The organism is Streptomyces sp. NPDC020845, assembly GCF_044334165.1.
Classification (GTDB): Bacteria; Actinomycetota; Actinomycetes; order Streptomycetales; family Streptomycetaceae; genus Streptomyces.
In genome coordinates, this window is the sequence record NZ_JBIRSJ010000007.1 from 129,839 (window position 1) to 156,545 (window position 26,707).

Below are 26,707 nucleotides of genomic sequence, written 5' to 3' on the forward strand. Positions count from 1 at the left end.
CACCGCGGACCGGCGCGTACCGCAGCGGACCGCCCCGGCCCGGACGGACCGGCTCAGACCGGACCGACTCAGACCAGCCCGGCTCAGACCGGACCGACTCAGACCAGCCCGGCTCAGACCGCCCCGGCCCAGAACGGCCCGGCTCAGACCGGACCGACCCAGACAGACCAGACCGGCTCAGACCGCCCCGGCTCAGACCGCCCCGGCTCAGAACGGCGCGCGGATGGCGGCCATCAGCCGGGCCGTGTCGTCGGGGCAGATCATCAGCGCCCGGCCCACGGTCTCCAGCACGGCGCGCTCCGCCGGCCGGTACGGCCCGTCGGCCACCGCGATCCGGGCGCCCTGCAGCAGGATCGACTCCCGCCCCGTCGGCGCCAGGTGCGGTGCCAGCGGCTCCAGGGCCTCGTGGAGCTCGATGGCCAGCGCGGTGCCGCACGGGTCGAGGCCGTCCCGCCCGATGTCCCGCCCGCCCTGTCCGGCGGTGCCCGCGGCCGCGGCGGTCGCGGCGTCGTACGCGGCGGCGCCGGGCAGCCGCCCGGTGTCGGCGGCCAGCGCCTCGACGATCTCCAGCAGCTGCTCCTCGCCGCATTCGGTGAACCCGGCGGCCCGCACCGCGCCGACCGCGGCCTGCCGCACGGCGGGCGAGTCGGTGCCGCCCGCGGCGAGCACCGCGAGGGCCACGGTGTGCACGGCGTCGCGCAGCATCGCGGAGAAGCGGGTGGTGGTGGGGTGGTCCAGCGCCTCGGTGCCGAAGCGGCCGCCGCAGGCGGCGCATTCGACGACCGGCGCGACCGGCCCGCGCGGCAGCACCGGCAGGCCGAGGACGACGATACGGCGGCGGCCGGTACGGCGGCGATAGTTCCGGTCGCCTCCGCACTCGGGGCAGAAGAACTCGCCGTCGCCCACGGTCCGCCACAGAGTGCGAACGCCTATCACACACAGATCCCGGCCGCGTCGGGCTTGCGCGTGCGCCACGTCACACCTCCATAACGCTTCGGCCACGTTGCCGCGCTGACGTGATGCTAGCCACATCCATGATGCGGCGTCAGTACCCCGAACGGAGACAACAGGCCAAAGACGGAACCCCGCCCGCCGTGACATCCGGGTACACGGCGGGCGGGGCCCGTGTGGGTGAAGGCGTTTCGTGGTGCCTTACGCGGTTGACGCGGCCCCCGCGGCAGGGGGCAGCGGGTCAGCGGCCGGCGCGGTTGACCGCCGAGACGACGGCCTTCAGAGAGGCCCGCACGATGTTGGCGTCGACGCCGACGCCCCACAGCACCTTGCCGTCGATCGCGCACTCGATATACGCGGCGGCCTGTGCGCCCGCCCCCTCGCTGAGGGTGTGCTCGGAGTAGTCCAGCAGCCGAACGTCCACGTCAATGGCGGCCAGGGCGTCGAAGAACGCGGCCAGCGGGCCGTTGCCGGAGCCGGTCAGCACGGTCTCGGCGCCGTCCACGACCGCCTCGACGGTGAGCGCGTCGGTGCCCTCGCTCGTCGTCGAGGTCTGCGCGGTGCGCAGCGAGATCCGGCCCCACTGGTTGTCGTCGGTGGGCAGATACTCGTCCTGGAAGACCGACCAGATCTGGGCCGGGGTGACCTCGCCGCCCTCGGCGTCGGTCTTGGCCTGAATAATCTTCGAGAACTCGATCTGCATCCGGCGCGGCAGGTCCAGCTTGTGGTCGTTCTTCAGGACATAAGCGATGCCGCCCTTGCCGGACTGCGAGTTGACGCGGATGACCGCCTCGTACGAGCGGCCGACGTCCTTGGGGTCGATCGGCAGGTACGGGACCGCCCACTCGATCTCGTCGACCGTCTTGCCCTGCTCGGCCGCGCTCGCCTCCATCGCCTCGAACCCCTTCTTGATGGCGTCCTGGTGGGAGCCGGAGAAGGCGGTGTAGACCAGATCGCCCGCGTACGGGTGGCGCGGGTGGATCTCCATCTGGTTGCAGTACTCGGCGGTGCGACGGATCTCGTCGATCTGCGAGAAGTCGATCTGCGGGTCGATGCCCTGGGAGAAGAGGTTCATGCCCAGCGTCACCAGGTCGACGTTGCCGGTGCGCTCGCCCTGCCCGAACAGACAGCCCTCGATACGGTCCGCACCCGCCATGATCGCCAGCTCGGCGGCGGCGACGGCGGTGCCGCGGTCGTTGTGCGGGTGGACGGACAGGCAGACGTGCTCGCGCCGGGACAGATGGCGCGACATCCACTCGAAGCGGTCCGCGTGCGTGGAGGGGGTGGAGCGCTCGACGGTGGCGGGCAGGTTGAGGATGATCTCGCGGCCGTCCTCGGGCTGCCAGACGTCCATGACGCCCTCGCAGACCTCCAGCGCGAAGTCCAGCTCGGTGTCGGTGAAGATCTCGGGGCTGTACTGGTAGCCGAAGACCGTCTCGTCGCCCAGGATCTTGTCGGCGTACTCCACCACCAGCCGGGTGCCGTCCACGGCGATCTGCTTGACCTGCTCGCGCGAGCCCCGGAAGACCACCCGGCGGAAGACGGGCGCGGTGGCGTTGTACAGGTGGACGGTCGCCTTGTGGGCCCCGCGCAGGGATTCCACGGTGCGCTCGATCAGCTCCTCGCGGGCCTGGGTGAGGACGGAGATCGTCACATCCTCGGGGATCGCGCCCTCTTCGATGATCGACCGTACGAAGTCGAAGTCGGTCTGCCCGGACGAGGGGAAGCCGACCTCGATCTCCTTGTAGCCCATGCGCACCAGCAGGTCGAACATCTCGCGCTTGCGGGCCGGGGACATCGGGTCGATCAGGGCCTGGTTGCCGTCGCGCAGATCCGTGGACAGCCAGCGGGGGGCGGCGGTGATGCGCTTGTTCGGCCAGGTGCGGTCGGGGATGTCCACGGCCTCGTACTGGCCGTACTTGTGGATCGGCATCCCGGACGGGCGCTGGGTCACGGTCGCGGCGGTGATCGGCGTACGACGGCCGACGGGGCTCTGGGCGCTCGCGGAATGATCAGACGTGCTCATGATGCGTGGGGCTCCTCGTATGTCCGCTGGGCGGCCGACGGGGCGAATACACCGCAACACCGAACTCCGCGGGGAGGGGGTCGGCCTACGACTACAGGCCCTCGCCGCGGCAGCTAAGAAGAAGCAGCCCGAAACGCATGATGCGTAGAAGCGTAACCGAGACCCCGGGGACCGGCCGACCCGTATCACTATGCGGGATGACGCATTCGCCACTCTCACTTGGCACGATCGGTCATCAACCACTCGTTTTCAGGAATCGTGACGTCAAGGCGTGACAAGCGATGCACAGACTGCCACATTGCCTCGCATGGACGCCAACGCGAACAACCACGCTGTTTCCCGCACCCCTGTTTTCTGCACCATCGTGCCGCCGCACGTCCTCGACAAACTGGCCCGTGCCCAGGACCCCGCGCTGGCCGAGCCCGCCCGCCGCACCCTGGAGCGCGACGCCCTGGAGCGCACCCGCCGCCGCATCACCACCGTCCGCGGCCTCGCCGCCCCCACCGGCGCCCCCTCCGACAAGCCCAAGCGCACCATCTTCGACGCCGGGCACAAGGAGACCCTGCCGGGGAAGAAGGCGCGCGCCGAGGGCGGCCAGGCCACCGGCGACGCGACGGTGAACCGCGCGTACGACGGCCTCGGCTCGACCTTCGAGATGTTCCTCAAGGCGTACGGCAGGCACTCCATCGACGACTCCGGGCTGCCGCTGAACGCGACCGTCCACTACGGCCAGGAGTACGGGAACGCCTTCTGGAACGGCGAGCAGATGGTCTTCGGCGACGGCGACGGCGAGATCTTCAACGACTTCACCATCCCGGTCGACGTGACCGCCCACGAGCTCGCCCACGGCGTCACCCAGTACACGGCCAACCTGGAGTACTTCGGCCAGTCCGGCGCGCTCAACGAGTCCCTGTCGGATGTCTTCGGCTCGCTCACCAAGCAGTTCCAGCTCGGCCAGACGGCCGACGAGGCCGACTGGCTGATTGGCGCCGGGCTGCTGGCCGACCGGGTCACCGGCGTCGCGCTGCGCTCGATGAAGGCCCCTGGTACGGCGTACGACGACGACGTCCTCGGCAAGGACCCGCAGCCGGCGACGATGGAGCACTATGTGCGCACCTCGCAGGACAACGGCGGGGTGCACATCAACTCCGGCATCCCCAACCACGCCTTCTACCTCGTCGCCAAGGCCCTCGGCGGCCACGCCTGGGAGCGGGCCGGAAAGATCTGGTACGCCACCCTGACCGGCGGGGAGCTGGCCACCGACGCGGACTTCGCCGACTTCGCGCAGGCGACGGTGGCGACCGCGCAGTCGCAGTACGGGGACGGCGAGGAGCAGCGGGCGGTGCTGGACGCCTGGGCCAAGGTGGGCATCTCCGACCTGCGGGCGCGGGCGGGGGCGCGCTAACCCCTACGGTGCGTCGGGGGCCGTCTCGGGGACCCTGTCAGGGGCCGCGTCGGGGGCCGTACGGACGGATCTTCGGTGGATCTCCGCGTCTGCGGCGGGCCGCGGCCCGTACCGGGTACTGATGGATCCATGCGTATTTCCGTCACCCGCACCGGCGGGTTCGCCGGTATCGAGCGCCGGGCCGAGCTGGACACCTCCGGCCGGCCCGACGCCAAGCATCTGCAGGCCCTGGCCCACCAGGCCGTCGAGACCGGACACATCACGCCCACGCGCGGTGTCCCGGACGGCTTCCACTACGAGATCACGGTGGACGGGCGCACCGTCCACGCCACCGACCCGCATCTGAGCGACGCCCAGCGGGAGCTGGTGCGTACGGTGCTCAAGGAGGGCGCGTAGGGGCCGTCCGTTCGGCCCCCTCAGAACCCCAGCTTCGGCCTCCTCGGAACCCCAGCTTCCGCAGCTGCTTCGGGAGCCCTCTTGTCTGCCGCCCTCGCACCGCTCGGCCCCAGGGGCCTCCCGGGCTTCGGACGGCTGCGCCGGCCTCCGACCGGCGGTGACCAGTGCGGTTAGAACCCCAGCTTCCGCAGCTGCTTCGGATCCCGCTGCCAGTCCTTCGCGACCTTGACGTGCAGGTCCAGGAAGACCGGCGTGCCCAGCAGCGCCTCGATGTGTTTGCGGGACTTCGTCCCGACCTCCTTCAGGCGCTTGCCCTTGGGGCCGATGATGATGCCCTTCTGGCTGGGGCGCTCGATGTAGAGGTTGGCGTGGATGTCGAGGAGCGGCCGGTCGGCGGGGCGGTCCTCGCGGGGCAGCATCTCCTCGACCACCACGGCGATGGAGTGCGGCAGCTCGTCCCGGACGCCCTCGAGGGCCGCCTCGCGGATCAGCTCGGCGACCATGACCTGCTCGGGCTCATCGGTGAGGTCGCCCTCCGGGTAGAGCGCCGGGCTCTCCGGGAGCAGCGGCACGAGCAGGTCCGCGAGCAGGCCCACCTGGTTGCCTCCGGTGGCGGAGACGGGGACGATCTCGGCCCACTCGATGCCCAGCTCCTTGCCGAGCCGGTCGACGGCGATCAGCTGCTCGGCGAGCTGCTGGGAGTCGACCAGGTCGGTCTTGGTGACGATGGCGACCTTGGGGGTCTTCTTGATCCCGGCCAGCTCGCCCGCGATGAAGCGGTCGCCGGGGCCGAGCTTCTGATCGGCGGGCAGACAGAAGCCGATGACGTCGACCTCGGCCCAGGTGGTCCGTACGACGTCGTTCAGGCGCTCGCCGAGCAGGGTGCGCGGCTTGTGCAGACCCGGGGTGTCGACCAGCACCAGCTGGGCGTCGGGGCGGTGCACGATGCCGCGGACGGTGTGGCGGGTGGTCTGCGGGCGGTTGGAGGTGATCGCGACCTTCGTCCCCACCAGTGCGTTGGTCAGGGTCGACTTGCCCGCGTTGGGGCGGCCGACGAAGCAGGCGAAGCCCGCGCGGTGCGGGGTCGCCCGCGGCTCGGGCTGGGAGGGGGACGTAGCGGCACTCATGGCGCCCATTGTCCCCGATGCCCCGGCCCTCGCCGACCGCGCGGTTCAAAAGGTCAGCGCGGTCAGCCGAGGAGGGCGCTGGTGCCTCTCATCCTGCTCAGGCCTGGAGCGTGGTGCGCAGCCCGCCGTCGGGGCCCGCCAGCAGCACCGGGGTGCCCGCCCCGCCCAGGTCCCGTACGGCCGCGCGGTCCTCCTCCGGAAGGTCCTCGGCCTCGGACACGACGGCCGCGGCCTCCAGGGACTCGGCGCCGCTGGCGACGGCCATGGCGACGGCGGTCCGCAGCGCGCTCAGCGGGAGCGAGGGGAGGGCGACGGTGCCGGCGACATACGTACGGCCCGTCTCATCGCGTACGGCGGCGCCCTCGGGCACGCCGTTGCGGGCTCGCGCGGAGCGGGCGAGGGTGATGATCTTGCGGTCTTCGGGGTCCAGGGGTGCGGCTTCGCTCATGCGGATGAGCATAGGCGGGGCGGGACTCATGCAGGTGTGAAGGGCCAGGCCCGCGCGGGGGCTCAGTTCTTCGGGCTCAAGGACTCGGGCTCAGTTCTTCGGGCTCGCGGCCTCAGACTCAGTCCTCAGGCTCAGTTCTTCGGGCTCGGGGCCTCAAGCTCAGTCCTCGGGCTCGGTCTCCGCCGTCGCGCGGACCGGCTCGACCAGGACCGTGACGATGCGGTTCCGGCGGCCGGCCGGGGACTCGGCGGTCAGCCGGAGGGACTTGAGGTCGGAGTCCGGGCCGCCGTCCTCGACCGCGACCTCCGCCGTGGCGCCCGCGATCGGCACCCGCCCCAGCGACTTGGCCAGCAGCCCGCCGACCGTCTCGACGTCCTCGTCGTCCAGGTCCGTCCCGTACAGCTCGCCGAGGTCGTCCAGGCCGAGCCGGGCGGTGACCCGGTGGGTGCCGTCGCCCAGGTCCTGGATCGGCGGCAGCTCGCGGTCGTACTCGTCGGTGATCTCGCCGACGATCTCCTCGAGGATGTCCTCGATGGTGACGATCCCGGCCGTGCCGCCGTATTCGTCGACGACGACCGCGACGTGGTTGCGCTCCTGCTGCATCTCGCGCAGCAGATCGCCCGCGTTCTTGGTGTCGGGCACGAAGGCGGCGGGCCGCATGGCGGTGGAGACCAGCTCGGACTCGGCATCGCGGTTGATATGCGTCTTACGGGCCAGGTCCTTGAGGTAGACGATGCCGACGATGTCGTCCTCGTTCTCCCCGGTGACCGGGATCCGGGAGAAGCCGGAGCGCAGTGCGAGGGTCAGGGCCTGCCGGATGGTCTTGAAGCGCTCGATGGCGACGAGGTCGGTGCGCGGCACCATCACCTCGCGCACCAGCGTGTCGCCGAGCTCGAAGACGGAGTGGACCATGCGCCGCTCCTCGTCCTCGATCAGCGACTCCTTCTCCGCGAGGTCCACCAGGGCGCGCAGCTCGGCCTCGGAGGCGAAGGGGCCCTTGCGGAAGCCCTTGCCGGGGGTCAGCGCGTTACCGATGAGGATCAGCAGCGGCGGGATGGGGCCCATGACGCGGGCCAGGGGCAGCAGGACATACGCGGCGGCGGTCGCCGTGTTCAGCGGGTGCTGGGCACCGATGGTGCGCGGCGAGACGCCGACGGCCACATACGAGACGAGGACCATCACGCCGATCGCGATGGTCAGCGCCTTCCATGTCTCGTCGAACTCGCGCAGACACGCGTACGTGACGACCGCGCCGGCCGCCATCTCGCAGGCGACCCGCACCAGCAGCGCGACGTTCAGATAGCGGGTGGGGTCCTCGGCGACCTGCATCAGCTTGGCGCTGCCGCGCCGCCCGGCCCGTACGGCCTCCTCGGCGCGGAAGCGGGTGGTGCGGGCCAGGCCGGCCTCGGCGCAGGCCGCGAGCCAGGCGACCACCACCAGCAGGACGGCGGCTGTGATCAGCGGGCCGTTCATCGGGTCGTGGGGGCCGGGGAGGGGCCGGTCATGCCGCGCTCGGCGCGCCAGCCGTCGACGATGGCGGCCTGCAGGCCGAACATCTCGGCCCGCTCGTCCGGCTCCTCGTGGTCGTAGCCCAGGAGGTGGAGGACGCCGTGGACGGTCAGGAGCTGAAGCTCCTCGTCCATGGAGTGTCCGGTCGGCGCCTCCTCCCCCTGCTTCTTGGCCACCTCGGGGCAGAGCACGATATCCCCGAGGAGGCCCTGCGGGGGCTCCTCGTCGTCCTTCGCGGGCGGGCGCAGCTCGTCCATCGGGAAGGACATGACGTCGGTGGGCCCCGGCAGGTCCATCCACTGAATATGAAGCTGCTCCATGGCGTCGGCGTCGACGACGATCACGGAGAGCTCGGAGAGCGGGTGGATACGCATCCGGGCCAACGCGTAGCGGGCCACGTCCAGCACCGCCCGCTCGTCGATCTCCGTGCCGGATTCGTTGTTGACGTCGATCGCCATGAGAGTGTTGTTTTACTTTCCGTTCCGGCTGTCGTACAGCTCGTATGCGTCGACAATGCGGCCGACCAGCCTGTGGCGGACCACATCGGTGCTGGTGAGCCGGGAGAAGTGCACATCCTCGACGCCCTCCAGGATCTCCTGCACCTGGCGCAGACCGCTCTTGGTCCCGCCCGGGAGGTCGACCTGGGTGATATCACCCGTGATCACGATCTTGGAGTCGAAGCCGAGCCGGGTGAGGAACATCTTCATCTGCTCGGGGTTCGTGTTCTGGGCCTCGTCGAGAATGATGAACGCATCGTTGAGCGTGCGACCGCGCATATACGCCAGCGGCGCGACCTCGATCGTGCCCGCGGCCATCAGGCGCGGGATGGAGTCGGGGTCGAGCATGTCGTGCAGCGCGTCGTACAGCGGACGCAGATACGGGTCGATCTTCTCGTAGAGCGTGCCGGGCAGGAAGCCGAGCCGCTCGCCCGCCTCGACCGCCGGCCGGGTCAGGATGATCCGGGTGACCTGCTTGGACTGCAGGGCCTGGACCGCCTTGGCCATGGCCAGATAGGTCTTGCCGGTACCGGCCGGGCCGATGCCGAAGACGACGGTGTGCTTGTCGATGGCGTCGACGTAGCGCTTCTGGTTGAGGGTCTTGGGGCGGATGGTGCGCCCACGGTTGGAGAGGATGTTCTGCGTGAGCACCTCGGCCGGGGTCTCCACCCCGCTCTCGCCGTCCTCCGCCGCGCGCAGCATGGAGATCGAGCGCTCCACCGCGTCCTCTGTCATCGGTTGACCGGTGCGGAGCACCAGCATCATCTCGTCGAACAGGCGCTGGATGAGGGCGACTTCCGCGGGGTCCCCGGTCGCGCTGACCTCATTGCCCCGCACATGGATGTCGGTCGCCGGGAAGGCCTTTTCGATGACGCGCAGCAGCGAATCGCCCGATCCCAGCACCATGACCATCGGGTGCTTGGTCGGGACCGTGAACTGCGCATGCGCCTGGCGTGCTGTGGTTGGTTGCGTCATGGGCCGGCTCTGAGGCCTGCTCCTACCTCCCTCTTGCGGGGTTCTCGTTGCTCGACAACCTCGAGTACAAGGGTACGACGGAGCACTGACAAGACCCGAGTGCTTTTACTCCACTCCGGATCCACACCCGTCTCCCCTGCCTCGCCCCTGTCCCGCCCCTGCCACTCCCCTGCCACTCCCCTGCTTCACTTCCCGCTTCACGCCTGCCGGAAGCCGATCGTGGGCACGGCCCGGCGCAGCGGCCAGGGGCGGGCGGCCGCCGGGAGGATCCGGTCCAGGAAGGCATAGCGGCGCAGCGCGGAGGGGTCCTGGTCGTCGTACGACTTGGCGTGCTGCCACCAGGCGGCGATCTCCACCCAGCCCGGCGCCGACAGCGAGCCGCCGAACTCCTGCACCGACAGCGCGGCGCTCAGACCCGCGAAGGCCAGCCGGTCGGCGAGCGGCCACTGGGCGAGGGTGCCGGTGACAAAGCCCGCGACGAACACATCGCCCGCGCCGGTCGGGTCCAGGGCCTCCACGGCGATCGCGGGCACCTCGGCGGTCTCGCCGGTGCGCCCGTCCACCGCGTACGCCCCCTCGGCGCCGAGGGTGACCACCGCGAGCGGCACCTTGTCGGCGAGCGCGCGGGCGGCGGCGCGCGGGCATTCGGTGCGGGTGTAGCGCATCGCCTCGGCCGCGTTGGGCAAGAACGCCTCGCAGTGCTCGAGATCGGCCAGGTCGGCCGGGTCCCAGCGGCCGGTGTCGTCCCAGCCGACGTCCGCGAAGACCATGCTGCCGTGGCCGACGGCCTGGGTGACCCACTCCTCGCGGCTCCCCGGGACCAGGGAGGCGATGGCGGCGCGGGCCGGGGGCGGGCAACTGGGGGCGGGCTCCTCGGGCGGCGGCGCCTCATGGCCGTGGGAGACCATCGTCCGCTCGCCCTCATAGGCCATGGACACGGTCACCGGGGAGTGCCAGCCGCGCACCGTACGGGACAGCGACAGGTCGATGCCCTCGCCGCGGTCCAGGGCGTCGCGGCAGTAGTCCCCGTACATGTCGTCACCGAAGGCGGCGGCGAGGGAGGTACGCAGACCGAGGCGGGCCAGGGCGGTGGCCATATTGGCCACCCCGCCGGGGCTGGAGCCCATACCGCGGGCCCAGGACTCGGTGCCGCGCACGGGGGCGGAGTCCAGGCCGGTGAAGATGATGTCCAGGAAGACCGAGCCGGTGAGATAGACGTCACAGGCCGGGTCACCAGGTCTGCGGACGGCCTCGAGCGGGTCGAGCAGGGGGTACTCCGCCGGGTACGCCGCCGCGAGCGGCTGGCCGTGGTCTGTGGTCACCGTGCGCTCCCAGAGAGGACCGGTCTCGTCGCCGGTCCCGTTCCATGAATCTCGTTCAGTGAATGCGATGCGGATGAATGTGGATGAATACAGTTGCCGCCAGTCTGCACGATGGCACTGACAGCGGCGGGCGCCCCGGGCGATCAGCGCCGCTTGGGCAGCGCCACGCTCATCAGGTCCTGCGCCACCGTGAGCTCCCCCTCGAAGCCCGCCGCCCGCGCCTGGCGCTCGAAGTCGGCGGGGTCGCCGTACCGCTGTGAGAAGTGGGTCAGCACCAGATGCCGCACCCCCGCCTCCGCGGCCAGCCGAGCCGCCTGCCCGGCGGTGAGATGCCCGTACTCGACCGCCAGCGGCTCGTCCTCGTCCAGGAAGGTGGACTCGATCACCAGCAGGTCACAGCCCTGGGCGAGGTCATGGGCGCCCTCGCACAGCCGGGTGTCCATGACGAAGGCGAAGCTCTGTCCGCGCCGCACCTCGCTGACCTCCTCCAGCGTGACCGTGCGCCCCTCCCGCTCCAGCGCCCCCTCCCGCTGCAGCCGGCCGATCTCCGGCCCACGGATGCCGTGCTCCGCAAGCCGATCCGGCAGCATGCGGCGGCCGTCGGGCTCGATCAGCCGGTAGCCGTAGGACTCGACCGGGTGGGAGAGCCTGCGCGCCTCCAGCGTGTACGCGGCGGTCCGCACCAGGACGCCGCCCTCCCCCGCCACCGGCGCCTCGGCCAGCGACACGGTTTCGCGGTACGCGGTCGCGTACCGCAGCCGCTCGAAGAAGCGCTGTCCGCTCGCCGGGTAGTGCGCGGTCACCGGGTGCGGCACCCGGTCCAGGTTGATCCGCTGGACGACCCCGGCCAGGCCCAGCGAGTGGTCACCGTGGAAGTGGGTGACACAGATCCGGTTGATGTCATGGGCCGCGACCCCTGCCCGCACCATCTGGCGCTGGGTGCCCTCGCCGGGGTCGAAGAGGATGCCCTCGCCGTCCCAGCGCAGCAGATAGCCGTTGTGGTTGCGGTGCCGGGTCGGCACCTGGCTCGCGGTGCCCAGGACGACCAGTTCTCGTACGGACAACGGGGTTACCCGGGGGGCCAGTTGAAGCCGCGGCCGCCCAGGATGTGGGCGTGCGCGTGGAAGACGGTCTGGCCCGCGCCCGAGCCGGTGTTGAAGATGACGCGGAAGCCGGTGGCGTCGATCTCCTCGTCGGCGGCGACCGCACCCGCCTCGCGCAGTATGTCGGCGGCGATCTGCGGCTCCGCGTCCGCAAGGGAGGCGGCGTCCGGGTAGTGGACCTTGGGGATCACCAGGACGTGGGTCGGCGCCTGGGGGTTGATGTCCCGGAAGGCGAGGGTCGTCTCGGTCTCGCGGACGACGGTCGCCGGCACCTCCTTCGAGACGATTTTGCAGAACAGGCAGTCGGCCTGCGGTTCTCCCGCCACCGGTGGCTCCTTACGCAACGTCGGCTGGTACGGAACCGGATGCTACCGGGACGCCCGGAGAGCGCGCGCCGGAACCGCATGGCGCCCTTGCCGCCCTTGCCGCCTGCTTGTCCCGCCTGCCCGTCCCGCCTGCCCGTCCCGCCTACTTGTCGCTGCCCGCCGTGGTCCGCCGGTCCCACGGGTGGGTGGTGTGCCCGGACGGCCGGGGATGCGTCGTCTTCCGTGCGTTGCAGTCGCCGATCACATTGGCCTGGAAGACCTGGTGCCCGTCCACCTTGGCGGTCAGATCGCCCCGAACGCAGATGTTCTTGCGCTCGTAGGTGACAGTGCCGCTGACCTTGATGGTGCGGTCGTCATCGGTCTTGCCCCGGCAGTGGACGGATGCCTTCGCGTCCTGCGACGGGCCGGACGTGTGCTTGCCCTTCACATCCGCGTTGCACGTCATCCACCGCACGTCGATGCCGCCCTTTTCGAGCGCGCGCGTGCTGACCCGGTCCGTGGTGACCGCCACCCCGATGGCGTTGAGCCCGGTGTCGTCCCTGGGCTCGCACGCCGCCACGGCGCCGATCGTCAGAGCCGCCGCCACCACCGCGAAGAGCGCGTTCCTTTGATGCCTCATTGCCCCCATAAGAAAAGGTTCCCACCGGAGCGGGGGGAACCGGAAGAGCAACCTCGGCCACATGATCCGCCGGGTGGGGGCCATCCGGGCCCATCCGGGCCGAGGTTACGTCAGCCCCAGCGGCCCGTACGGCCCAACAGCAGTGCGGCCGCCGCCGTTCCAGCTGTGGAGGTGCGCAGCACGGTCGGGCCCAGGCGGTACGGACGCGCCCCCGCCTCGGCGAAGGCCGCCAACTCCTCAGGCGATACGCCCCCTTCAGGGCCGACCACCAGCACGACGCTGCCCTCGGCGGGCAGCGGCGCGGTCGCAAGCGGTTCGGCGCCCTCCTCGTGCAGCACGGCGGCGAAGTCGGATTCGGCCAGAAGCCGAGCAACCTGGCGGGTTGTCATCGCGTCCATCACCTCGGGAAAGAGGAGCCGACGCGACTGCTTGCCCGCCTCCCGGGCCGTCGCACGCCACTTTCCCAGCGCCTTCAGGCCGCGTTCGCCCTTCCACTGGGTGACACAACGCGCCGCCGCCCAGGGCACGATGGCGTCCACGCCGGTCTCCGTCATGGTCTCCACGGCCAGTTCGCCGCGGTCCCCCTTCGGCAGCGCCTGGACGACGGTGATCCGCGGGCTCGGCGGCGCCTCATGGCGCACCTCTGCCACCTCGACCAGCAGCCGGTCCTTGCCCTCGACGGCCGCCACGGCGCCGAAGGCGCCCGTACCGGCCCCGTCCGTCAGCACCACCGGCTCGCCCACGCGCAGCCGGCGCACCGACACGGCGTGCCGCCCCTCCGGCCCCTCGAGCGCCAGCCGCGCCCCTACGGCCGCCCCCGCGAGGGAGTCGGCCAGGAAGACAGGGGCGGTCACGACACCGCCCCTCTGTCCCACGTAAGGCCCAAACCCTCACGTGCCGCGTCCAGTTCGGCCGCCAGCACCTCCACCAGCCGCGCGGCGGGCAGCTCCCGGGCCAGCCGGTGCCCCTGCCCCGCCCACAGCGCCATGCCCTGCGGATCGCCGGCCTTCGCCGCCGCCTTCCGCAGCCCCGAGGTGAGGTGGTGCACCTGGGGGTAGGCGGCCGGGGCGTACCGGCCGTGCTCGCGCATGAAGCGGTTGACCAGTCCGCGCGCGGGGCGCCCGGAGAAGGCGCGGGTCAGCTCCGTACGGCCGAAGACCGGGTCGGTCATGGCCCGCTTGTGCAGGGCGTTGGCCCCCGACTCGGGGCAGACCAGGAACGCGGTGCCCAGCTGGGCCGCGACGGCGCCCGCCGCCAGCACCCCGGCGATCTGCGAGCCGCGCATCAGCCCGCCCGCCGCGATGACCGGAATCTGCACGATCTCCCGGACCAGCGCGAGCAGCGACAGCAGGCCGAGCCCGGCACCCGTCCCGTCGGCGCGCGGGTCGTCGCGGTGGGTGCCCTGGTGGCCGCCCGCCTCGACACCCTGCACGCATACGGCGTCGGCGCCCGCCCACTGGGCGGCCTGCGCCTCGGCGGGCGAGGTCACGGTCACCACCGTCCGCGTCCCGACCTTCCCGAAGGCATCGAGCACGGCGCGGGCGGGGCAGCCGAAGGTGAACGAGACGACCGGGACCGGGTCGTCGAGGAGTATCGCCAGCTTGGCGTCGTACGCGTCGTCGGAGCCCGCGTCGGGGTCGCCCAGCGGGGTGTCGTACCAGGCCGCCTCCCCGGCCAGCTGCTCCCGGTAGACCTCCACGGCGGCCGGGTCGGCGGTGAGCGGCTGCGGCATGAACAGGTTCACGCCGAAGGGCCGGGCGGTCTGCCCCCGCAGCTGCTTGATCTCCTCGTACATCGCCTCCGGCGTCTTGTAGCCGGCGGCGAGGAACCCGAGGCCACCGGCCTCGGAGACGGTGGCGGCCAACTGCGGGCAGGAGGCCCCACCCGCCATCGGGGCCTGCACGATCGGGTACCGAAAGAGATCGGTCAACGCGGAGGACATGGCGACATCGTGTCATGTCCTCCGCGTGAATCCGTACTCGGCTCGGTGCCGCTCAGGGCCGCCTCAGGCCCGCTGAGGCGGCCTACCGTCCGTTGAACGCATCCTTCAGCCGCGAGAACAACCCCTGCTGCCCTGGCTTGAATTCGCCCGTCGGCCGCTCCTCGCCCCGCAGCTTGGCCAGCCGCCGCAGCAGCTCCTCCTGCTCCGGGTCGAGCTTGGACGGGGTCTGCACCTCGACGTGGACGATCAGATCGCCTCGGCCGCCGCCGCGCAGGTGGGTGACGCCGCGCTGGTGGAGCGGGATCGACTGGCCGGACTGGGTGCCGGGCCGGATGTCGACCTCCTCCCGGCCGTCGAGCGTGTCCAGGGGCACCTTGGTGCCCAGGGACGCCGCCGTCATCGGGATGGTCACCGTGCAGTGCAGATCGTCGCCCCGGCGCTGGAAGACCGGATGCGGCAGTTCGTGGATCTCCACGTACAGATCGCCCGCCGGGCCGCCGCCCGGGCCGACCTCGCCCTCACCGGCGAGCTGGATCCGGGTGCCGTTGTCCACACCGGCCGGGATCTTCACGGTCAGCGTCCGGCGCGAGCGGATCCGCCCGTCGCCCGCGCACTCCGGGCACGGGGTCGGCACCACGGTGCCGAAGCCCTGGCACTGCGGGCACGGCCGGGAGGTCATGACCTGGCCGAGGAAGGACCGCGTCACCTGGGACACCTCGCCCCGGCCGCGGCACATGTCACAGGTCTGCGCCGTGGTGCCGGGCGCCGCGCCCTCGCCGCTGCACGTCGTACAGACGACCGCGGTGTCGACCTGGATGTCCTTGGTGGTCCCGAAGGCCGCCTCAGTCAGCTCGATATCGAGGCGGATCATGGCGTCCTGGCCGCGCCGGGTCCTGGACCGCGGGCCGCGCTGGGACGCGGTGCCGAAGAAGGCGTCCATGATGTCGGAGAAGTTGCCGAAGCCGGCGCCGAAGCCGCCTGCGCCGCCCCCGCCGCCGCCCGCGGCGGACAACGGGTCTCCGCCCAGGTCGTAGACCTGCTTCTTCTGGGGATCGGACAAGACCTCGTAGGCGGCGTTGATCTCCTTGAACCGCTCTTGGGTCTTGGGATCCGGATTCACATCCGGATGCAGCTCACGGGCGAGCCGGCGAAATGCCTTCTTGATCTCGTCCTGCGAGGCATCACGCCGCACGCCCAGGACTGCGTAGTAGTCCGTCGCCACTTACGACTCCGCCAGGATCTGTCCGACGTAACGTGCCACTGCGCGTACCGCTCCCATCGTTCCGGGGTAGTCCATGCGGGTCGGTCCGACCACGCCGAGTTTGGCGACCGCCTCGTCGCCCGAACCGTAGCCGACTGCCACGACCGAAGTGGAATTCAGGCCCTCGTGAGCATTCTCATGACCGATCCGTACGGTCATGCCCGAGTCCTTCGCCTCGCCCAGCAACTTGAGCAGCACGACCTGCTCCTCAAGCGCTTCGAGCACGGGCCGGATCGTCAGGGGGAAATCATGCGCGAAGCGGGTGAGATTGGCGGTGCCGCCGATCATCAGCCGCTCCTCGGTCTCTTCGACCAGCGTCTCCAGCAAGGTGGCCAGAACCGTCGAGACGGCGCCCCGGTCCTCCTGCTCGAAGGACTCGGGCAGGTCCTGCACCAGCTGCGGCACATCCGCGAACCGCCGACCCACGACCCGGCTGTTCAGCCTGGCCCGCAGGTCCGCGAGCGACTCCTCGCTCACGGGCGCCGGACAGTCCACCATGCGCTGCTCGACCCGCCCGGTGTCGGTGATCAGCACCAGCATCACCCGCGCCGGGCTCATCGCCAGCAGCTCCACATGGCGGACCGTCGAGCGGGTCAGCGAGGGGTACTGCACCACCGCCACCTGCCGGGTCAGCTGCGCGAGCAGCCGGACCGTACGGCCCACCACGTCGTCCAGGTCCACGGCGCTGTCCAGGAAGTTCTGGATGGCCCGCCGCTCCGGCGTGGACAGGGGCTTCACCCCGGCCAGCCTGTCGACGAACAGCCGGTAGCCCTTGTCCGTGGGAATGCGCCCGGCGCTCGTGTGCGGCTGGGCGATATAGCCCTCGTCCTCCAGAGCCGCCATGTCGTTGCGCACCGTGGCCGGGGAGACGCCCAGCCGGTGCCGCTCGGTGAGCGCCTTGGAGCCGACCGGCTCCTCCGTGCCCACATAGTCCTGGACGATCGCACGCAGTACCTCGAGTCTGCGTTCGCTGAGCACCGCGCGCACCTCCAGTCCAGCCGTCTCATCAGGTATTCCCCCTGGCACTCAATGGTCACGAGTGCCAGAACCCCTCAGCCAGTGTACGGCGGGGTGCCGTGGCCGGGGCAAGAGCCGCCGCTTTGCCACCACTGGAGCTAGCGTCTCCGTATGGACACCCGTTGGGAAGAGGCGCGCTGGGAAGATCTCGCGCCGTCCGTCGTCCGGTGCCGTCTGCCCGGCTGGGACGCGACCGTCGGCGCGATCGCCGGCCGAACCGGCGTCCTGGTCGTCGACACCGGCGCCGACCTGGCCGAGGGCGCGTGGGTTCGGCGCGAGGTCACCCGGCTCTTCGGCCGCCGGCCCACCCACATCGCCCTCACCCATCCCCACTTCGATCATGTCTTCGGCACCGCCGCCTTCGCGGGCTGCGAGGTGTACGGGGCCGCCGGGCTCGACGAGCTGCTGCGCCGCGAACGGGACGCGCTGCGCGACGACGCGGTGCGGCACGGCGTGGACCCCGGCGCCGCCGCCGGGGCCGCCGACCATCTGGTACGCCCGCACCACCTGGTGTGCGGCGAGCTCACCCTGGACCTGGGCGACCGGCCCGTCCTGCTGGCGAACGTGGGCCCCGGCCACACCGCCCACGACCTGGCCGTCCTCGTCCCCGGCCGGGCCCCGGGCGAGCCCGAGGTGGTCTTCTGCGGCGATCTGGTCGAGGAGTCGGGGCCGCCCCAGGCGGGCGCCGACGCGATGCCCGGCCAGTGGCCCGCCGCCCTGGACCGGCTGCTCGCCCTCGGCGGTGAGGACGCGGTGTACGTCCCGGGGCACGGCGCCGCCGTGGACGCCCGTTTCGTCCGGGCGCAGCGCGATGAACTCGCGGCTCGTTTCGGCCGCTGAACTCACGGCTCGTTTCGGCGTGTCCTCCTGAGGTCGGCGGCACGGCGCTAGGGTCATGCGGATGCGACAGTACGACCCGGACCTGACCCCGCCCTGGAAGCGCCAGGCGCCCGCGCCCGAGGTGCCCGCCGAGCCCGACCTGGTCGTCGAGGAGGTCACCACCGGGTTCTGTGGCGCCGTGATCCGCTGCGAGAAGACCGCGCAGGGCCCCACGGTGACTCTGGAAGACCGTTTCGGTAAACATCGGGTCTTCCCCATGGAGCCGCGCAGCTTCCTTCTGGAGGGCCGCGTCGTCACCCTGGTACGCCCCCGCGCCGCCGCCCCCACGGGCCCGCGCCGCACGGCCTCCGGCTCCCTCGCCCTCCCCCAGCCCCGCGCGCGCGTCGCCCGCGCGGGGCGCATCTATGTGGAGGGGCGCCATGACGCGGAGCTCGTCGAGCGGGTGTGGGGGGACGATCTGCGCATCGAGGGCGTGGTCGTGGAGTACCTGGAGGGGATCGACGACCTGCCCGCGATCGTCCGCGACTTCTCCCCCGGCCCCGACGCCCGCCTCGGCGTGCTGGTCGACCATCTGGTCCCGGGCACCAAGGAGTCCCGTATCGCGGCCGAGGTCACCGGCGAGCACGTACTGATCGTCGGACACCCCTATATCGACGTATGGGAGGCCGTGAAGCCCTCCTCGGTCGGCATTCCGTCCTGGCCGACGGTGCCGCGCGGCCAGGACTGGAAGACGGGTGTCTGCCGGGCGCTGGGGTGGCCCGAGAACACGGGGGCCGCCTGGCAGCGGATCCTGTCCTCGGTCCGCTCGTACAAGGACCTGGAGCCGGCCCTGCTGGGGCGGGTGGAGGAGCTGATCGACCATGTGACCGTGGGCGGCCCGGCCGGGCCGTAGGGGGCCTGTGGGGCTGTGGGCCTGTCGGGGTGCCGGGTCGGTCGTCCGGGCGCCAGGTCAGGGCCTCGGGTCGGGCGAGCGCGTCGGGTCGTCCTCCGGGCCTCGGATCAGGCGGGCACCTCGGATCAGGGGTCAGTCCACCAGATCGCGCACCACCGCGTCGGCCAGCAGCCGCCCTCGCAGGGTGAGCACCGCCCGGCCCGCGCCGTACGGCTCCGGCTCCAGCAGGCCGTCCGCCATGGCCCGGGCCGCCGCGGCGGCGCCCGCCGGGGCCAGCAGGTCCAGCGGGCAGCCCTCCGCGAGCCGCAGCTCCAGCAGGATCCGCTCCACCCGGCGCTCCTCGTCGGTCAGCACCTCGCGGCCAGCCCCCGGGGACCGGCCCTCGCTCAGGGCCTGCGCGTAGGCGCCGGGGTGCTTCACGTTCCACCAGCGCACACCGCCCACATGGCTGTGCGCGCCGGGGCCGGCGCCCCACCAGTCCGCGCCGCGCCAGTACAGCTCGTTGTGGCGGCACCGGCCGGCGTCCGACGTGGCCCAGTTCGACACCTCGTACCAGCGGAACCCGGCCGCCGACAGCATCTCCTCCGCGATGAGATACCGGTCGGCGTGCACATCGTCGTCGGTCATCGGCACCTCGCCGCGCCGGATCCGCCGGGCGAGCTGGGTGCCCTCCTCGACGATCAGCGCGTACGCCGACACATGGTCGGGCCCGGCGCCCAGCGCGGCCTCCAGCGAGGCGCGCCAGTCCTCGTCGCTCTCCCCCGGCGTGCCGTAGATCAGGTCCAGGTTCACATGGTCGAATCCGGCCGCCCGCGCCTCGGCCACGCACGCCTCGGGGCGGCCCGGGGTGTGCGTGCGGTCCAGTATCCGCAGAACGTGCTGCCGGGCGCTCTGCATCCCGAACGACACCCGGTTGAACCCGGCCGCCCGCAGCTGCTCCAGATAGCGCGGGTCGACCGACTCCGGGTTGGCCTCGGTGGTGACCTCGGCCCCCTCCGCCAGCCCGAACTCGTCCCGGATGGCACCGAGCATCCGCCCGAGGTCGGCAGCCGCCAGCAGGGTCGGGGTGCCGCCCCCGACGAATACGGTCTCGACCGGCCGGGGGTCGTCCCCCAGCACCTTGCGGGCGAGGCGGACCTCCTCGACGACCATGTCGGCGTAGTTGTCGCGCGAGGCGAGCACGCCACCGGATCCGCGCAGCTCAGTGGCGGTGTAGGTGTTGAAGTCGCAGTAGCCGCAGCGCGTCGCGCAGTAGGGCACATGCAGATAGAACCCGAGCGGCCGGTTCGCCGCCCCGGCCACGGCGCTCACGGGCAGCGCGCCGTCCTCGGGCATGGGCTCGCCATCGGGCAGTACGGAAGGCATGCGCCCATTGTCCGCCATCGGCGCAGCGGGCCGGCCGCCGCGCGGCTGGAACGCCCGCACGGCCGGACACCAAACGGTCCAGGGGCCCGCCCCGCCAGGAGCCCGCCCCGCCAGGAGCCTGGGCCGGGCCCAGGCCCCTGGCGGGGGCGGAGCCCCGGTGTCAGGTCGGGGAGCCGCCCGATACGCGGCTCTGCGGCTCCGCCGGGTGGCCCGTCCGGAGCGCCCCTACCGCGCCCGCAGCACCAGCATCGCCAGATCGTCGTCCGGCGGCTCGACCGCGAACGCGTGCACCGCCTGGCGGATCCGCTCCGCCAGATCGCCCGCGTCCAGCCCCACGCAGTCACCGAGCAGCGACGCCAGCCCGTCCCCGTCGTCGAACTGCCGGGCGCCGGATCTGTGCTCCGTCACCCCGTCCGTCACGCACACCAGCGTCTCCCCGGGCGCCAGCTCGAAGGTCTCGCTCTGATACGCCACGTCGTCCACAACACCCAGCAGGATCTGCGGCTCGGCGACGGTGCGCACCGACCCGTCGGGCCGCAGGACCAGGGGCAGCGGATGTCCCGCGCTGGCGAGCGTGCAGCGGATGCCGTCCTTGCCCTCCTCGCCCAGCGGCACCAGCTCCCCGTACAGCAGCGACAGGAACCGCGACACCCCGCCGCCCACCGGCAGCCCCACGCCCGCGGCCACGGCCTCCGCCGCGCCCTCGACCGCGGCCTCGACGGCCTCCTCCCCGAGCATCCGGTTGAGTCGTTCCAGGACCGCCCCGACGTCGTACCCCTCGCGCGCCAGCAGCCGCAGCCAGGGCCGTACGAGCCCGGTCACCACGGCCGCCTCCGGCCCGTTGCCGCATACGTCGCCCAGGACGAAGACCCAACGGCCGTTCCCCGCGGGGAAGATGTCGTAGAAGTCACCCCCGGCCGAGGTGCCGCCGGTCGGCTCGTACACCACCGCCGACTCCACGCCCGGGATCCGCGCGATACGGGACGGCAGCAAGCCGCGCTGGAGCACCCGGCTGATCGTCTCCTGACGCGTGTACTGCCGGGCGGAGGCCAGCGCCAGCGCGACCCGGCGGGCGAAGTCCTCGACCAGTCCGGCCACCTCGCCCGGCACCCGCATCAGCCCGGCCCGGCCGAGCAGCAGCGTGCCGACGGTGCGCCCGCCCGCGATCAGCCGGCAGGCCAGGGCCGCGCCGCCGGGCCCGTACGCGGAGGGGTCGCTGGGCCACTGCCAGGGCACGGCCCGGCCGCGTGCGGTGGCGGGCAGTTCCAGCGGCTCCTTCTCGAGCAGCTGGCGGAGGGTTTCGATCCGGCTCTCGCTCGCGTGCCACACCTGGGCGAGCCGCGGCGGGCCGCCTTCCGTGTCGAGCCACACCGCGCTCCAGTCGGCGAACCGCGGTACGAGCAGCTGGGCGGCCAGCGAGGTCACCATGTCCTCGTCGAACTGTCCGGCCAGCAGCTCGGACGCCTCGGCGAGGAAGGACAGCGCGCCCTCCCGGACCCAGTCGGCGTCGGCGTCGCGGCCGCCGACGCGCCGGGGGTCGGGGGCCAGCAGTTCGACGGCGTACGCATCGCCGCGCGAGTCGCCGTTCAGTGTGCCGCCACTCGACGGATCGCCCTTCAGGGAGGCGCCGTTGAGGGAGCCGTCCTTTAGGGGGCCGTCTTTGGGGGAGCCCAGGGCGTCGCCCGGGGCGGTGGGCAGATCGGTTGGCAATGAGCCGTCTGAAAGTGGTTCCCCCGGAAGGGCGACGGACTCGACCGCGGTGACGGGCAGTTGGAACCACACCGTCTTGCTGTCCCGGCGATACGCCGTGCCCCAGCATTCGGCCAGCTCGGCGACCAGCCGCAGCCCGTGCCCGGCGCACACCGGGTCCTCGCCCTCATCGGGTGGCTCACCGCGCAGGAAACGAGTGGGATGATGATCCGTCACCTCCACGACCACGGAGGGGACTTCACCATCCCCGGTTAAGACGTCCAGCGCACAGCTCACCTCGACCGCCGTCCCTGCGTGCACCACGGCGTTGGTGACCAACTCGCTCACCAGCAGTACGACCTCGTCCGCGACCCGGTCGGGAATCCGGCCGACGGCGGGGAAGTCGAGCGAGGTCCAGTCCGCGAGGGCCGTGCGCGCGAACCGGCGCGCGGCGGAGGCCGCCAGCGGATTGCCGGGCAGGCTGGTGCGCGCGGCGGCGATCCGAGCGGCCGGTACGGCCCCGGGCACGGCCACGAGCGCCGGCCCTGGCCCGGATCCGGGCCGAGGGCGGGGCACTACGCCCGGCACCGCCCCCGGCGCCGGATCAGATGTGACAGAAGCAGGTGTGACAGAAGCAGGTGTGGCAGAAGAAGGCGTCCCCACTGTGCGGCTCCTGAGCAGTCCCGGCCTAACGCCGTAGTCCGACACCGACAGAGTGGCAGACATGCCGCCCTCATATGCGCCGAGTTACGCAAGTGAGCCGCGATGAGGGGAAAAATCAGGTGAACAGTGTGTCGGAGCTGCGGCACCTGTGCGGATGTTACGCCTCGGGTGGCGCATCAGCCCCACCCGACGCCCCCGCCCGACGCCCCGCCCGGGATGCCCGCCGCATACGTCCGCTCAGTTCTCCCTCGTACCCGCGTACATATCCTCCAGCAGGTCCTTGTATTCCCGCTCGACCACCGGTCGCTTGAGCTTCAGGCTCGGCGTGAGCTCACCGTGCTCGACGTCCAAGTCGCGCGGCAGCAGCCGGAACTTCTTGATCGTCTGCCAGCGCTGCAGCCCCTCGTTGAGCCGCCGCACATAGCCGTCGATCAGCTCCCGCACCTCGTCCGTGGCCACCAGCTCGGCGTACGACTTGCCCTCCAGGCCGTGCTCCCGCGCCCAGTCCATGATCGTGGGCTCGTCGAGGGAGATCAGCGCGGTGCAGTAGTTGCGGTCCGCGCCGTGCACCAGGATGTTGGAGACGAACGGACACACCGCCTTGAACTGGCCCTCGACCTCGGCCGGCGCGACGTACTTCCCGCCCGAGGTCTTGATCAGGTCCTTCTTGCGGTCGGTGATGGTGAGATAGCCGTCCGGCGAAAGCTCGCCGATGTCTCCGGTGTGGAACCAGCCGTCGGACTCCAGCACCTGCTCGGTCAGCTCCGGCAGCCCGTGGTAGCCCTGCATGATCGACGGTCCGCGCATCAGGATCTCGCCGTCCTCGGCCACCCGCACCTCCAGGCCCGCGAACGCTTTGCCCACCGTGCCGGTGCGGTACTCCACGGGGTTGAGGAAGCCGGGGCCGCTGGTCTCGGTGAGCCCGTAGCCCTCCAGGATGTTGATGCCGGCGCCGGCGAAGAAGTAGCCGATCTCGGGCGCGAGTGCGGCCGCGCCGGACACCGCGGCCCGCAGCCGCCCGCCGAACGCCTCGCGCAGCTTGGCGTAGACCAGCTTGTCGGCGACGGCGTGCTTGGCCTTGAGGCCCATGGGCACGGAGGCCGTGCCGGTGCGGCGGAAGTTGTCCTGGGAGGTCTTGGCGTACTCGCGGGCGACCTCGGCCGCCCACTGGAAGATCTTGTACTTGGCGCCGCCGCCCGCGCGGGCCCGCTGCGCCACGCCGTTGTAGACCTTCTCGAAGATCCGCGGCACGGCGCACATGTAGGTGGGCCTGACCACCGGCAGATTTTCGATGATCTTGTCCTGCCGGCCGTCCACGGCCGTCGTGTGCCCGACGTACACCTGCCCCGCCGTCAGCACCTTGCCGAAGACATGTGACAGCGGCAGCCACAGATACTGCACATCGTCCTCGAAGAGGATCCCGTCGAGATTGCCGATCACGATGGCCATGTACGACCAGGTGTCATGCGCCAGACGTACGCCCTTGGGGCGTCCGGTGGTACCGGAGGTGTAGATGAGCGTGGCCAACTGATCGGCGCGGAGCGCGTCCATGCACTCGCGCACCGCGTCCGGGTGGTTGTCGAGGTGGGCCGTGCCGCGCTTCTCCAGCTCGGCGAGCGAGAGCACCCAGCCCTCGGGGTCGCCCTCGGCGGGGATCGCGTCCTCGGCCTTGATCACCACGACATGGGCCAGCTCAGGAAGTTCCTCGCGCTGCTCCCGCGCCTTGGCCAGCTGCGCCCCGTCCTCGGCGATCAGCACCCGGCTGCCGGAGTCGGAGAGGATGAAGGCCGTCTCCTCGGCGTTGGTGTTCGGGTAGACCGTGGTGGTCGCCGCGCCCGCGCAGAGCACCCCGAGGTCGGTCAGGATCCACTCGATACGCGTGGAGCAGGCGAGCGCCACCCGCTCCTCGGGGCGGACGCCGAGGTCGATCAGACCGGCGGCGATGGCGAAGACCCGGTCCGCGGTCTCGCGCCAGGTCAGGGGCTGCCAGTCGTCGGGGCCCTCGCCCGAGGCGGGCGGGACCGGATAGCGGTAGGCCTCGGCGTCCGGCGTCGCCTCGACGCGCTGGAGGAAGTGCGTCGCCAGGGACGGCGGGCGGTTCTCGAGCAAAGTCTTTGTGTCGGTCACGGTCACGGCATCCTCCGGAGCCCGCCTCAGTGCTTGTCTCGCTTGCCTCGCTTGCCTCGCGCTAATTAACTCGCGAGTAACCTTTGAGCAGTGATCAGGGTAAGGGCCGGAACCGTACCGCGTAAGGGGGCTTCGGCCACCTTGTTGAAACTTAGGGCGCGCCAGTCCGTAAACGTGGGGAAGCAGTCGCGTAACGAGGGCAGTGGGCCTGGCGCGACACGTGCCGGACCCACTGACCTCCAGTCCGCCCTACTTCTTCGCTTTCGCGTCGCCCTCGGAGTCGGAGGACAGCACCGCGATAAAGGCCTCCTGCGGGACCTCCACGCTGCCGACCATCTTCATCCGCTTCTTGCCCTCCTTCTGCTTCTCCAGCAGCTTCCGCTTCCGGGAGATGTCACCGCCGTAGCACTTGGCCAGCACGTCCTTGCGGATGGCGCGGACCGTCTCGCGGGCGATCACCCGGCTGCCGATGGCGGCCTGGATCGGCACCTCGAAGTTCTGCCGCGGGATCAGCTCGCGCAGCTTGGCGACCAGCCGGACGCCGTACGCGTACGCCTTGTCCTTATGGGTGATCGCGGAGAACGCGTCGACCTTGTCGCCGTGCAGCAGGATGTCGACCTTGACCAGGTCGGCGACCTGCTCGCCGGTGGGCTCGTAGTCGAGCGAGGCATAGCCGCGGGTCTTGGACTTCAGCTGGTCGAAGAAGTCGAAGACCACCTCGGCGAGCGGAAGGGTGTAGCGGATCTCGACCCGGTCCTCGGAGAGGTAGTCCATGCCGAGCATCACACCGCGGCGGTTCTGGCAGAGCTCCATGATCGCGCCGATGAACTCGCTCGGGGCCAGGATGGTGGACCGTACGACCGGCTCGTGCACCTTGTCGATCTTGCCCACGGGGAACTCGCTGGGGTTGGTCACCGTGTGCTCGGAGCCGTCCTCCATATCCACGCGGTAGATCACATTGGGCGCGGTGGCGATCAGATCGAGACCGAATTCGCGCTCCAGGCGCTCGCGGATGACCTCCAGATGCAGCAGGCCGAGGAAGCCGACGCGGAAGCCGAAGCCGAGGGCCGCCGAGGTCTCCGGCTCGTAGACCAGCGCGGCGTCGTTGAGCTGGAGCTTGTCCAGCGCCTCGCGCAGCTCCGGGTAGTCCGAGCCGTCCAGCGGATACAGCCCGGAGAAGACCATGGGCTTGGGGTCCTTGTAGCCGCCCAGCGCCTCGGTCGCCCCGTGGGTGAACTGGGTGATCGTGTCGCCGACCTTGGACTGGCGGACGTCCTTCACTCCGGTGATCAGATAGCCCACCTCACCGACGGACAGCCCGTCGGCAGGGGTCATCTCGGGCGAGTTGGTGCCGATCTCCAGCAGCTCATGGGCGGCGCCGGTGGACATCATCTTGATGCGCTCGCGCTTGCCCAGCGTGCCGTCGACGACCTTGACGTAGGTCACGACGCCCCGGTACGCGTCATAGACCGAGTCGAAGATCATGGCTCGGGCCGGGGCGTCCTTGACGCCCACCGGGGCCGGGACCAGCCTGACGACCTCGTCCAGCAGCTCGGCCACGCCCTCACCGGTCTTGGCGGAGACCTTGAGCACATCGGAGGGGTCGCAGCCGATGATGTGGGCCAGCTCGGCGGCGTACTTCTCGGGCTGGGCGGCCGGAAGGTCGATCTTGTTGAGGACCGGGATGATCGTGAGGTCGTTCTCCAGGGCCAGGTAGAGGTTGGCCAGGGTCTGCGCCTCGATGCCCTGGGCCGCGTCGACCAGCAGGATGCAGCCCTCGCAGGCCGCGAGGGAGCGCGAGACCTCATAGGTGAAGTCCACGTGGCCAGGGGTGTCGATCATGTTGAGGATGTGGGTGGCGCCCGCATCCCCGCCTTGATCCCCGCCCTGGGGCGCCCAGGGCAGCCGGACCGCCTGGGACTTGATCGTGATGCCGCGCTCGCGCTCGATATCCATGCGGTCGAGGTACTGCGCGCGCATCTGCCGCTGCTCGACCACACCGGTCAGCTGGAGCATCCGGTCGGCGAGCGTCGACTTGCCGTGGTCGATGTGCGCGATGATGCAGAAGTTACGGATGAGAGCCGGGTCGGTACGGCTCGGCTCCGGCACATTGGTAGGGGTCGCGGGCACGCAGGGTCCTGTGTCTAGGCGGGACTCGGTGTTGTCAGTCAGTGATGTCAGTCAGTCGTCAGTCCATGGTCCCACGA

At 71.1% G+C, this 26,707-nt stretch carries 23 protein-coding genes; 4 read left to right on the top strand and 19 right to left on the bottom strand.

Annotated elements, in window-relative coordinates; genetic code table 11:
* Positions 1-207: 207 nt before the first annotated feature.
* Complete coding sequence (locus tag ACH4U7_RS19185; RefSeq protein WP_398529076.1) at positions 208-975, bottom strand: TerB family tellurite resistance protein; 768 nt, start codon at positions 973-975, stop codon at positions 208-210.
* 217 nt (positions 976-1,192) lie between these two features.
* Positions 1,193-2,977 (bottom strand): 2-isopropylmalate synthase, encoded by a 1,785-nt coding sequence (leuA, locus tag ACH4U7_RS19190; RefSeq protein ID WP_398529077.1) that lies wholly within the window; start codon positions 2,975-2,977, stop codon positions 1,193-1,195.
* 307 nt (positions 2,978-3,284) lie between these two features.
* On the opposite strand from leuA, the gene ACH4U7_RS19195 reads away from it, so the two are divergent.
* Positions 3,285-4,382 carry a M4 family metallopeptidase gene (locus ACH4U7_RS19195; protein ID WP_398529078.1) on the top strand — a complete coding sequence of 366 codons (1,098 nt, stop codon included), beginning with the start codon at positions 3,285-3,287 and terminating at the stop codon, positions 4,380-4,382.
* 129 nt (positions 4,383-4,511) lie between these two features.
* On the top strand, positions 4,512-4,778 hold the full coding sequence (locus tag ACH4U7_RS19200; protein ID WP_398529079.1) for a protealysin inhibitor emfourin: 267 nt from the start codon (positions 4,512-4,514) through the stop codon (positions 4,776-4,778).
* A 170-nt stretch (positions 4,779-4,948) separates the two neighbouring features.
* Here the strand turns inward: ACH4U7_RS19200 and era are convergent, their stop codons facing one another.
* From era to hrcA, 13 genes are all read right to left on the bottom strand, one after another.
* Positions 4,949-5,914 (bottom strand): GTPase Era, encoded by a 966-nt coding sequence (gene era / locus ACH4U7_RS19205; protein ID WP_398529080.1) that lies wholly within the window; start codon positions 5,912-5,914, stop codon positions 4,949-4,951.
* Positions 5,915-6,002: 88 nt separating this feature from the next.
* The gene (locus tag ACH4U7_RS19210; protein ID WP_398529081.1) at positions 6,003-6,353 is read right to left on the bottom strand and encodes a cytidine deaminase; all 351 of its coding nucleotides are present in this window, start codon (positions 6,351-6,353) and stop codon (positions 6,003-6,005) included.
* Between the two features lie 159 nt (positions 6,354-6,512).
* Complete coding sequence (locus ACH4U7_RS19215) at positions 6,513-7,826, bottom strand: hemolysin family protein (RefSeq protein ID WP_398529082.1); 1,314 nt, start codon at positions 7,824-7,826, stop codon at positions 6,513-6,515.
* The gene (gene ybeY, locus ACH4U7_RS19220) at positions 7,823-8,320 is read right to left on the bottom strand and encodes an rRNA maturation RNase YbeY (protein ID WP_311722500.1); all 498 of its coding nucleotides are present in this window, start codon (positions 8,318-8,320) and stop codon (positions 7,823-7,825) included. The genes ACH4U7_RS19215 and ybeY overlap by 4 nt, the downstream gene beginning before the upstream one ends.
* A 12-nt stretch (positions 8,321-8,332) precedes the next feature.
* On the bottom strand, positions 8,333-9,334 hold the full coding sequence (locus ACH4U7_RS19225; RefSeq protein ID WP_398529083.1) for a PhoH family protein: 1,002 nt from the start codon (positions 9,332-9,334) through the stop codon (positions 8,333-8,335).
* 197 nt (positions 9,335-9,531) lie between these two features.
* Positions 9,532-10,656: a carbohydrate kinase family protein gene (locus ACH4U7_RS19230; protein ID WP_398529084.1), complete on the bottom strand. Its 1,125-nt coding sequence runs from the start codon at positions 10,654-10,656 to the stop codon at positions 9,532-9,534.
* Positions 10,657-10,799: 143 nt separating this feature from the next.
* Positions 10,800-11,720 (bottom strand): ribonuclease Z, encoded by a 921-nt coding sequence (locus tag ACH4U7_RS19235; RefSeq protein ID WP_398529085.1) that lies wholly within the window; start codon positions 11,718-11,720, stop codon positions 10,800-10,802.
* Positions 11,721-11,725: 5 nt separating this feature from the next.
* Positions 11,726-12,085: a histidine triad nucleotide-binding protein gene (locus ACH4U7_RS19240; RefSeq protein WP_398529086.1), complete on the bottom strand. Its 360-nt coding sequence runs from the start codon at positions 12,083-12,085 to the stop codon at positions 11,726-11,728.
* A gap of 142 nt (positions 12,086-12,227) precedes the next feature.
* Positions 12,228-12,704, bottom strand: a complete 477-nt coding sequence (locus ACH4U7_RS19245; protein WP_398529087.1) for a hypothetical protein — start codon at positions 12,702-12,704, stop codon at positions 12,228-12,230.
* 110 nt (positions 12,705-12,814) lie between these two features.
* Positions 12,815-13,558 (bottom strand): 16S rRNA (uracil(1498)-N(3))-methyltransferase, encoded by a 744-nt coding sequence (locus ACH4U7_RS19250; protein ID WP_014179732.1) that lies wholly within the window; start codon positions 13,556-13,558, stop codon positions 12,815-12,817.
* Positions 13,555-14,646, bottom strand: a complete 1,092-nt coding sequence (locus ACH4U7_RS19255) for a nitronate monooxygenase (protein WP_398529088.1) — start codon at positions 14,644-14,646, stop codon at positions 13,555-13,557. The genes ACH4U7_RS19250 and ACH4U7_RS19255 overlap by 4 nt, the downstream gene beginning before the upstream one ends.
* A gap of 82 nt (positions 14,647-14,728) precedes the next feature.
* Positions 14,729-15,868 carry a molecular chaperone DnaJ gene (gene dnaJ / locus ACH4U7_RS19260; protein ID WP_358703309.1) on the bottom strand — a complete coding sequence of 380 codons (1,140 nt, stop codon included), beginning with the start codon at positions 15,866-15,868 and terminating at the stop codon, positions 14,729-14,731.
* The gene (gene hrcA, locus ACH4U7_RS19265) at positions 15,869-16,885 is read right to left on the bottom strand and encodes a heat-inducible transcriptional repressor HrcA (protein WP_358636095.1); all 1,017 of its coding nucleotides are present in this window, start codon (positions 16,883-16,885) and stop codon (positions 15,869-15,871) included. It abuts the gene before it with no gap.
* Positions 16,886-17,035: 150 nt separating this feature from the next.
* On the opposite strand from hrcA, the gene ACH4U7_RS19270 reads away from it, so the two are divergent.
* Both ACH4U7_RS19270 and ACH4U7_RS19275 read left to right on the top strand, forming a co-directional pair.
* The gene (locus tag ACH4U7_RS19270; RefSeq protein ID WP_398529089.1) at positions 17,036-17,764 is read left to right on the top strand and encodes an MBL fold metallo-hydrolase; all 729 of its coding nucleotides are present in this window, start codon (positions 17,036-17,038) and stop codon (positions 17,762-17,764) included.
* A 61-nt stretch (positions 17,765-17,825) separates the two neighbouring features.
* Complete coding sequence (locus ACH4U7_RS19275) at positions 17,826-18,656, top strand: DUF3097 domain-containing protein (RefSeq protein ID WP_398529090.1); 831 nt, start codon at positions 17,826-17,828, stop codon at positions 18,654-18,656.
* Positions 18,657-18,788: 132 nt separating this feature from the next.
* Here the strand turns inward: ACH4U7_RS19275 and hemW are convergent, their stop codons facing one another.
* The 4 genes from hemW to lepA form a co-directional block, all read right to left on the bottom strand.
* The gene (gene hemW / locus ACH4U7_RS19280) at positions 18,789-20,021 is read right to left on the bottom strand and encodes a radical SAM family heme chaperone HemW (protein ID WP_398529091.1); all 1,233 of its coding nucleotides are present in this window, start codon (positions 20,019-20,021) and stop codon (positions 18,789-18,791) included.
* Positions 20,022-20,246: 225 nt separating this feature from the next.
* On the bottom strand, positions 20,247-22,244 hold the full coding sequence (locus ACH4U7_RS19285; RefSeq protein WP_398529092.1) for a SpoIIE family protein phosphatase: 1,998 nt from the start codon (positions 22,242-22,244) through the stop codon (positions 20,247-20,249).
* 366 nt (positions 22,245-22,610) lie between these two features.
* Positions 22,611-24,500: an AMP-dependent synthetase/ligase gene (locus ACH4U7_RS19290; protein ID WP_398529093.1), complete on the bottom strand. Its 1,890-nt coding sequence runs from the start codon at positions 24,498-24,500 to the stop codon at positions 22,611-22,613.
* A 249-nt stretch (positions 24,501-24,749) separates the two neighbouring features.
* Positions 24,750-26,630, bottom strand: coding sequence for a translation elongation factor 4 (gene lepA, locus ACH4U7_RS19295; protein ID WP_398529094.1), 1,881 nt, complete (start codon positions 26,628-26,630; stop codon positions 24,750-24,752).
* Positions 26,631-26,707 lie beyond the last annotated feature (77 nt).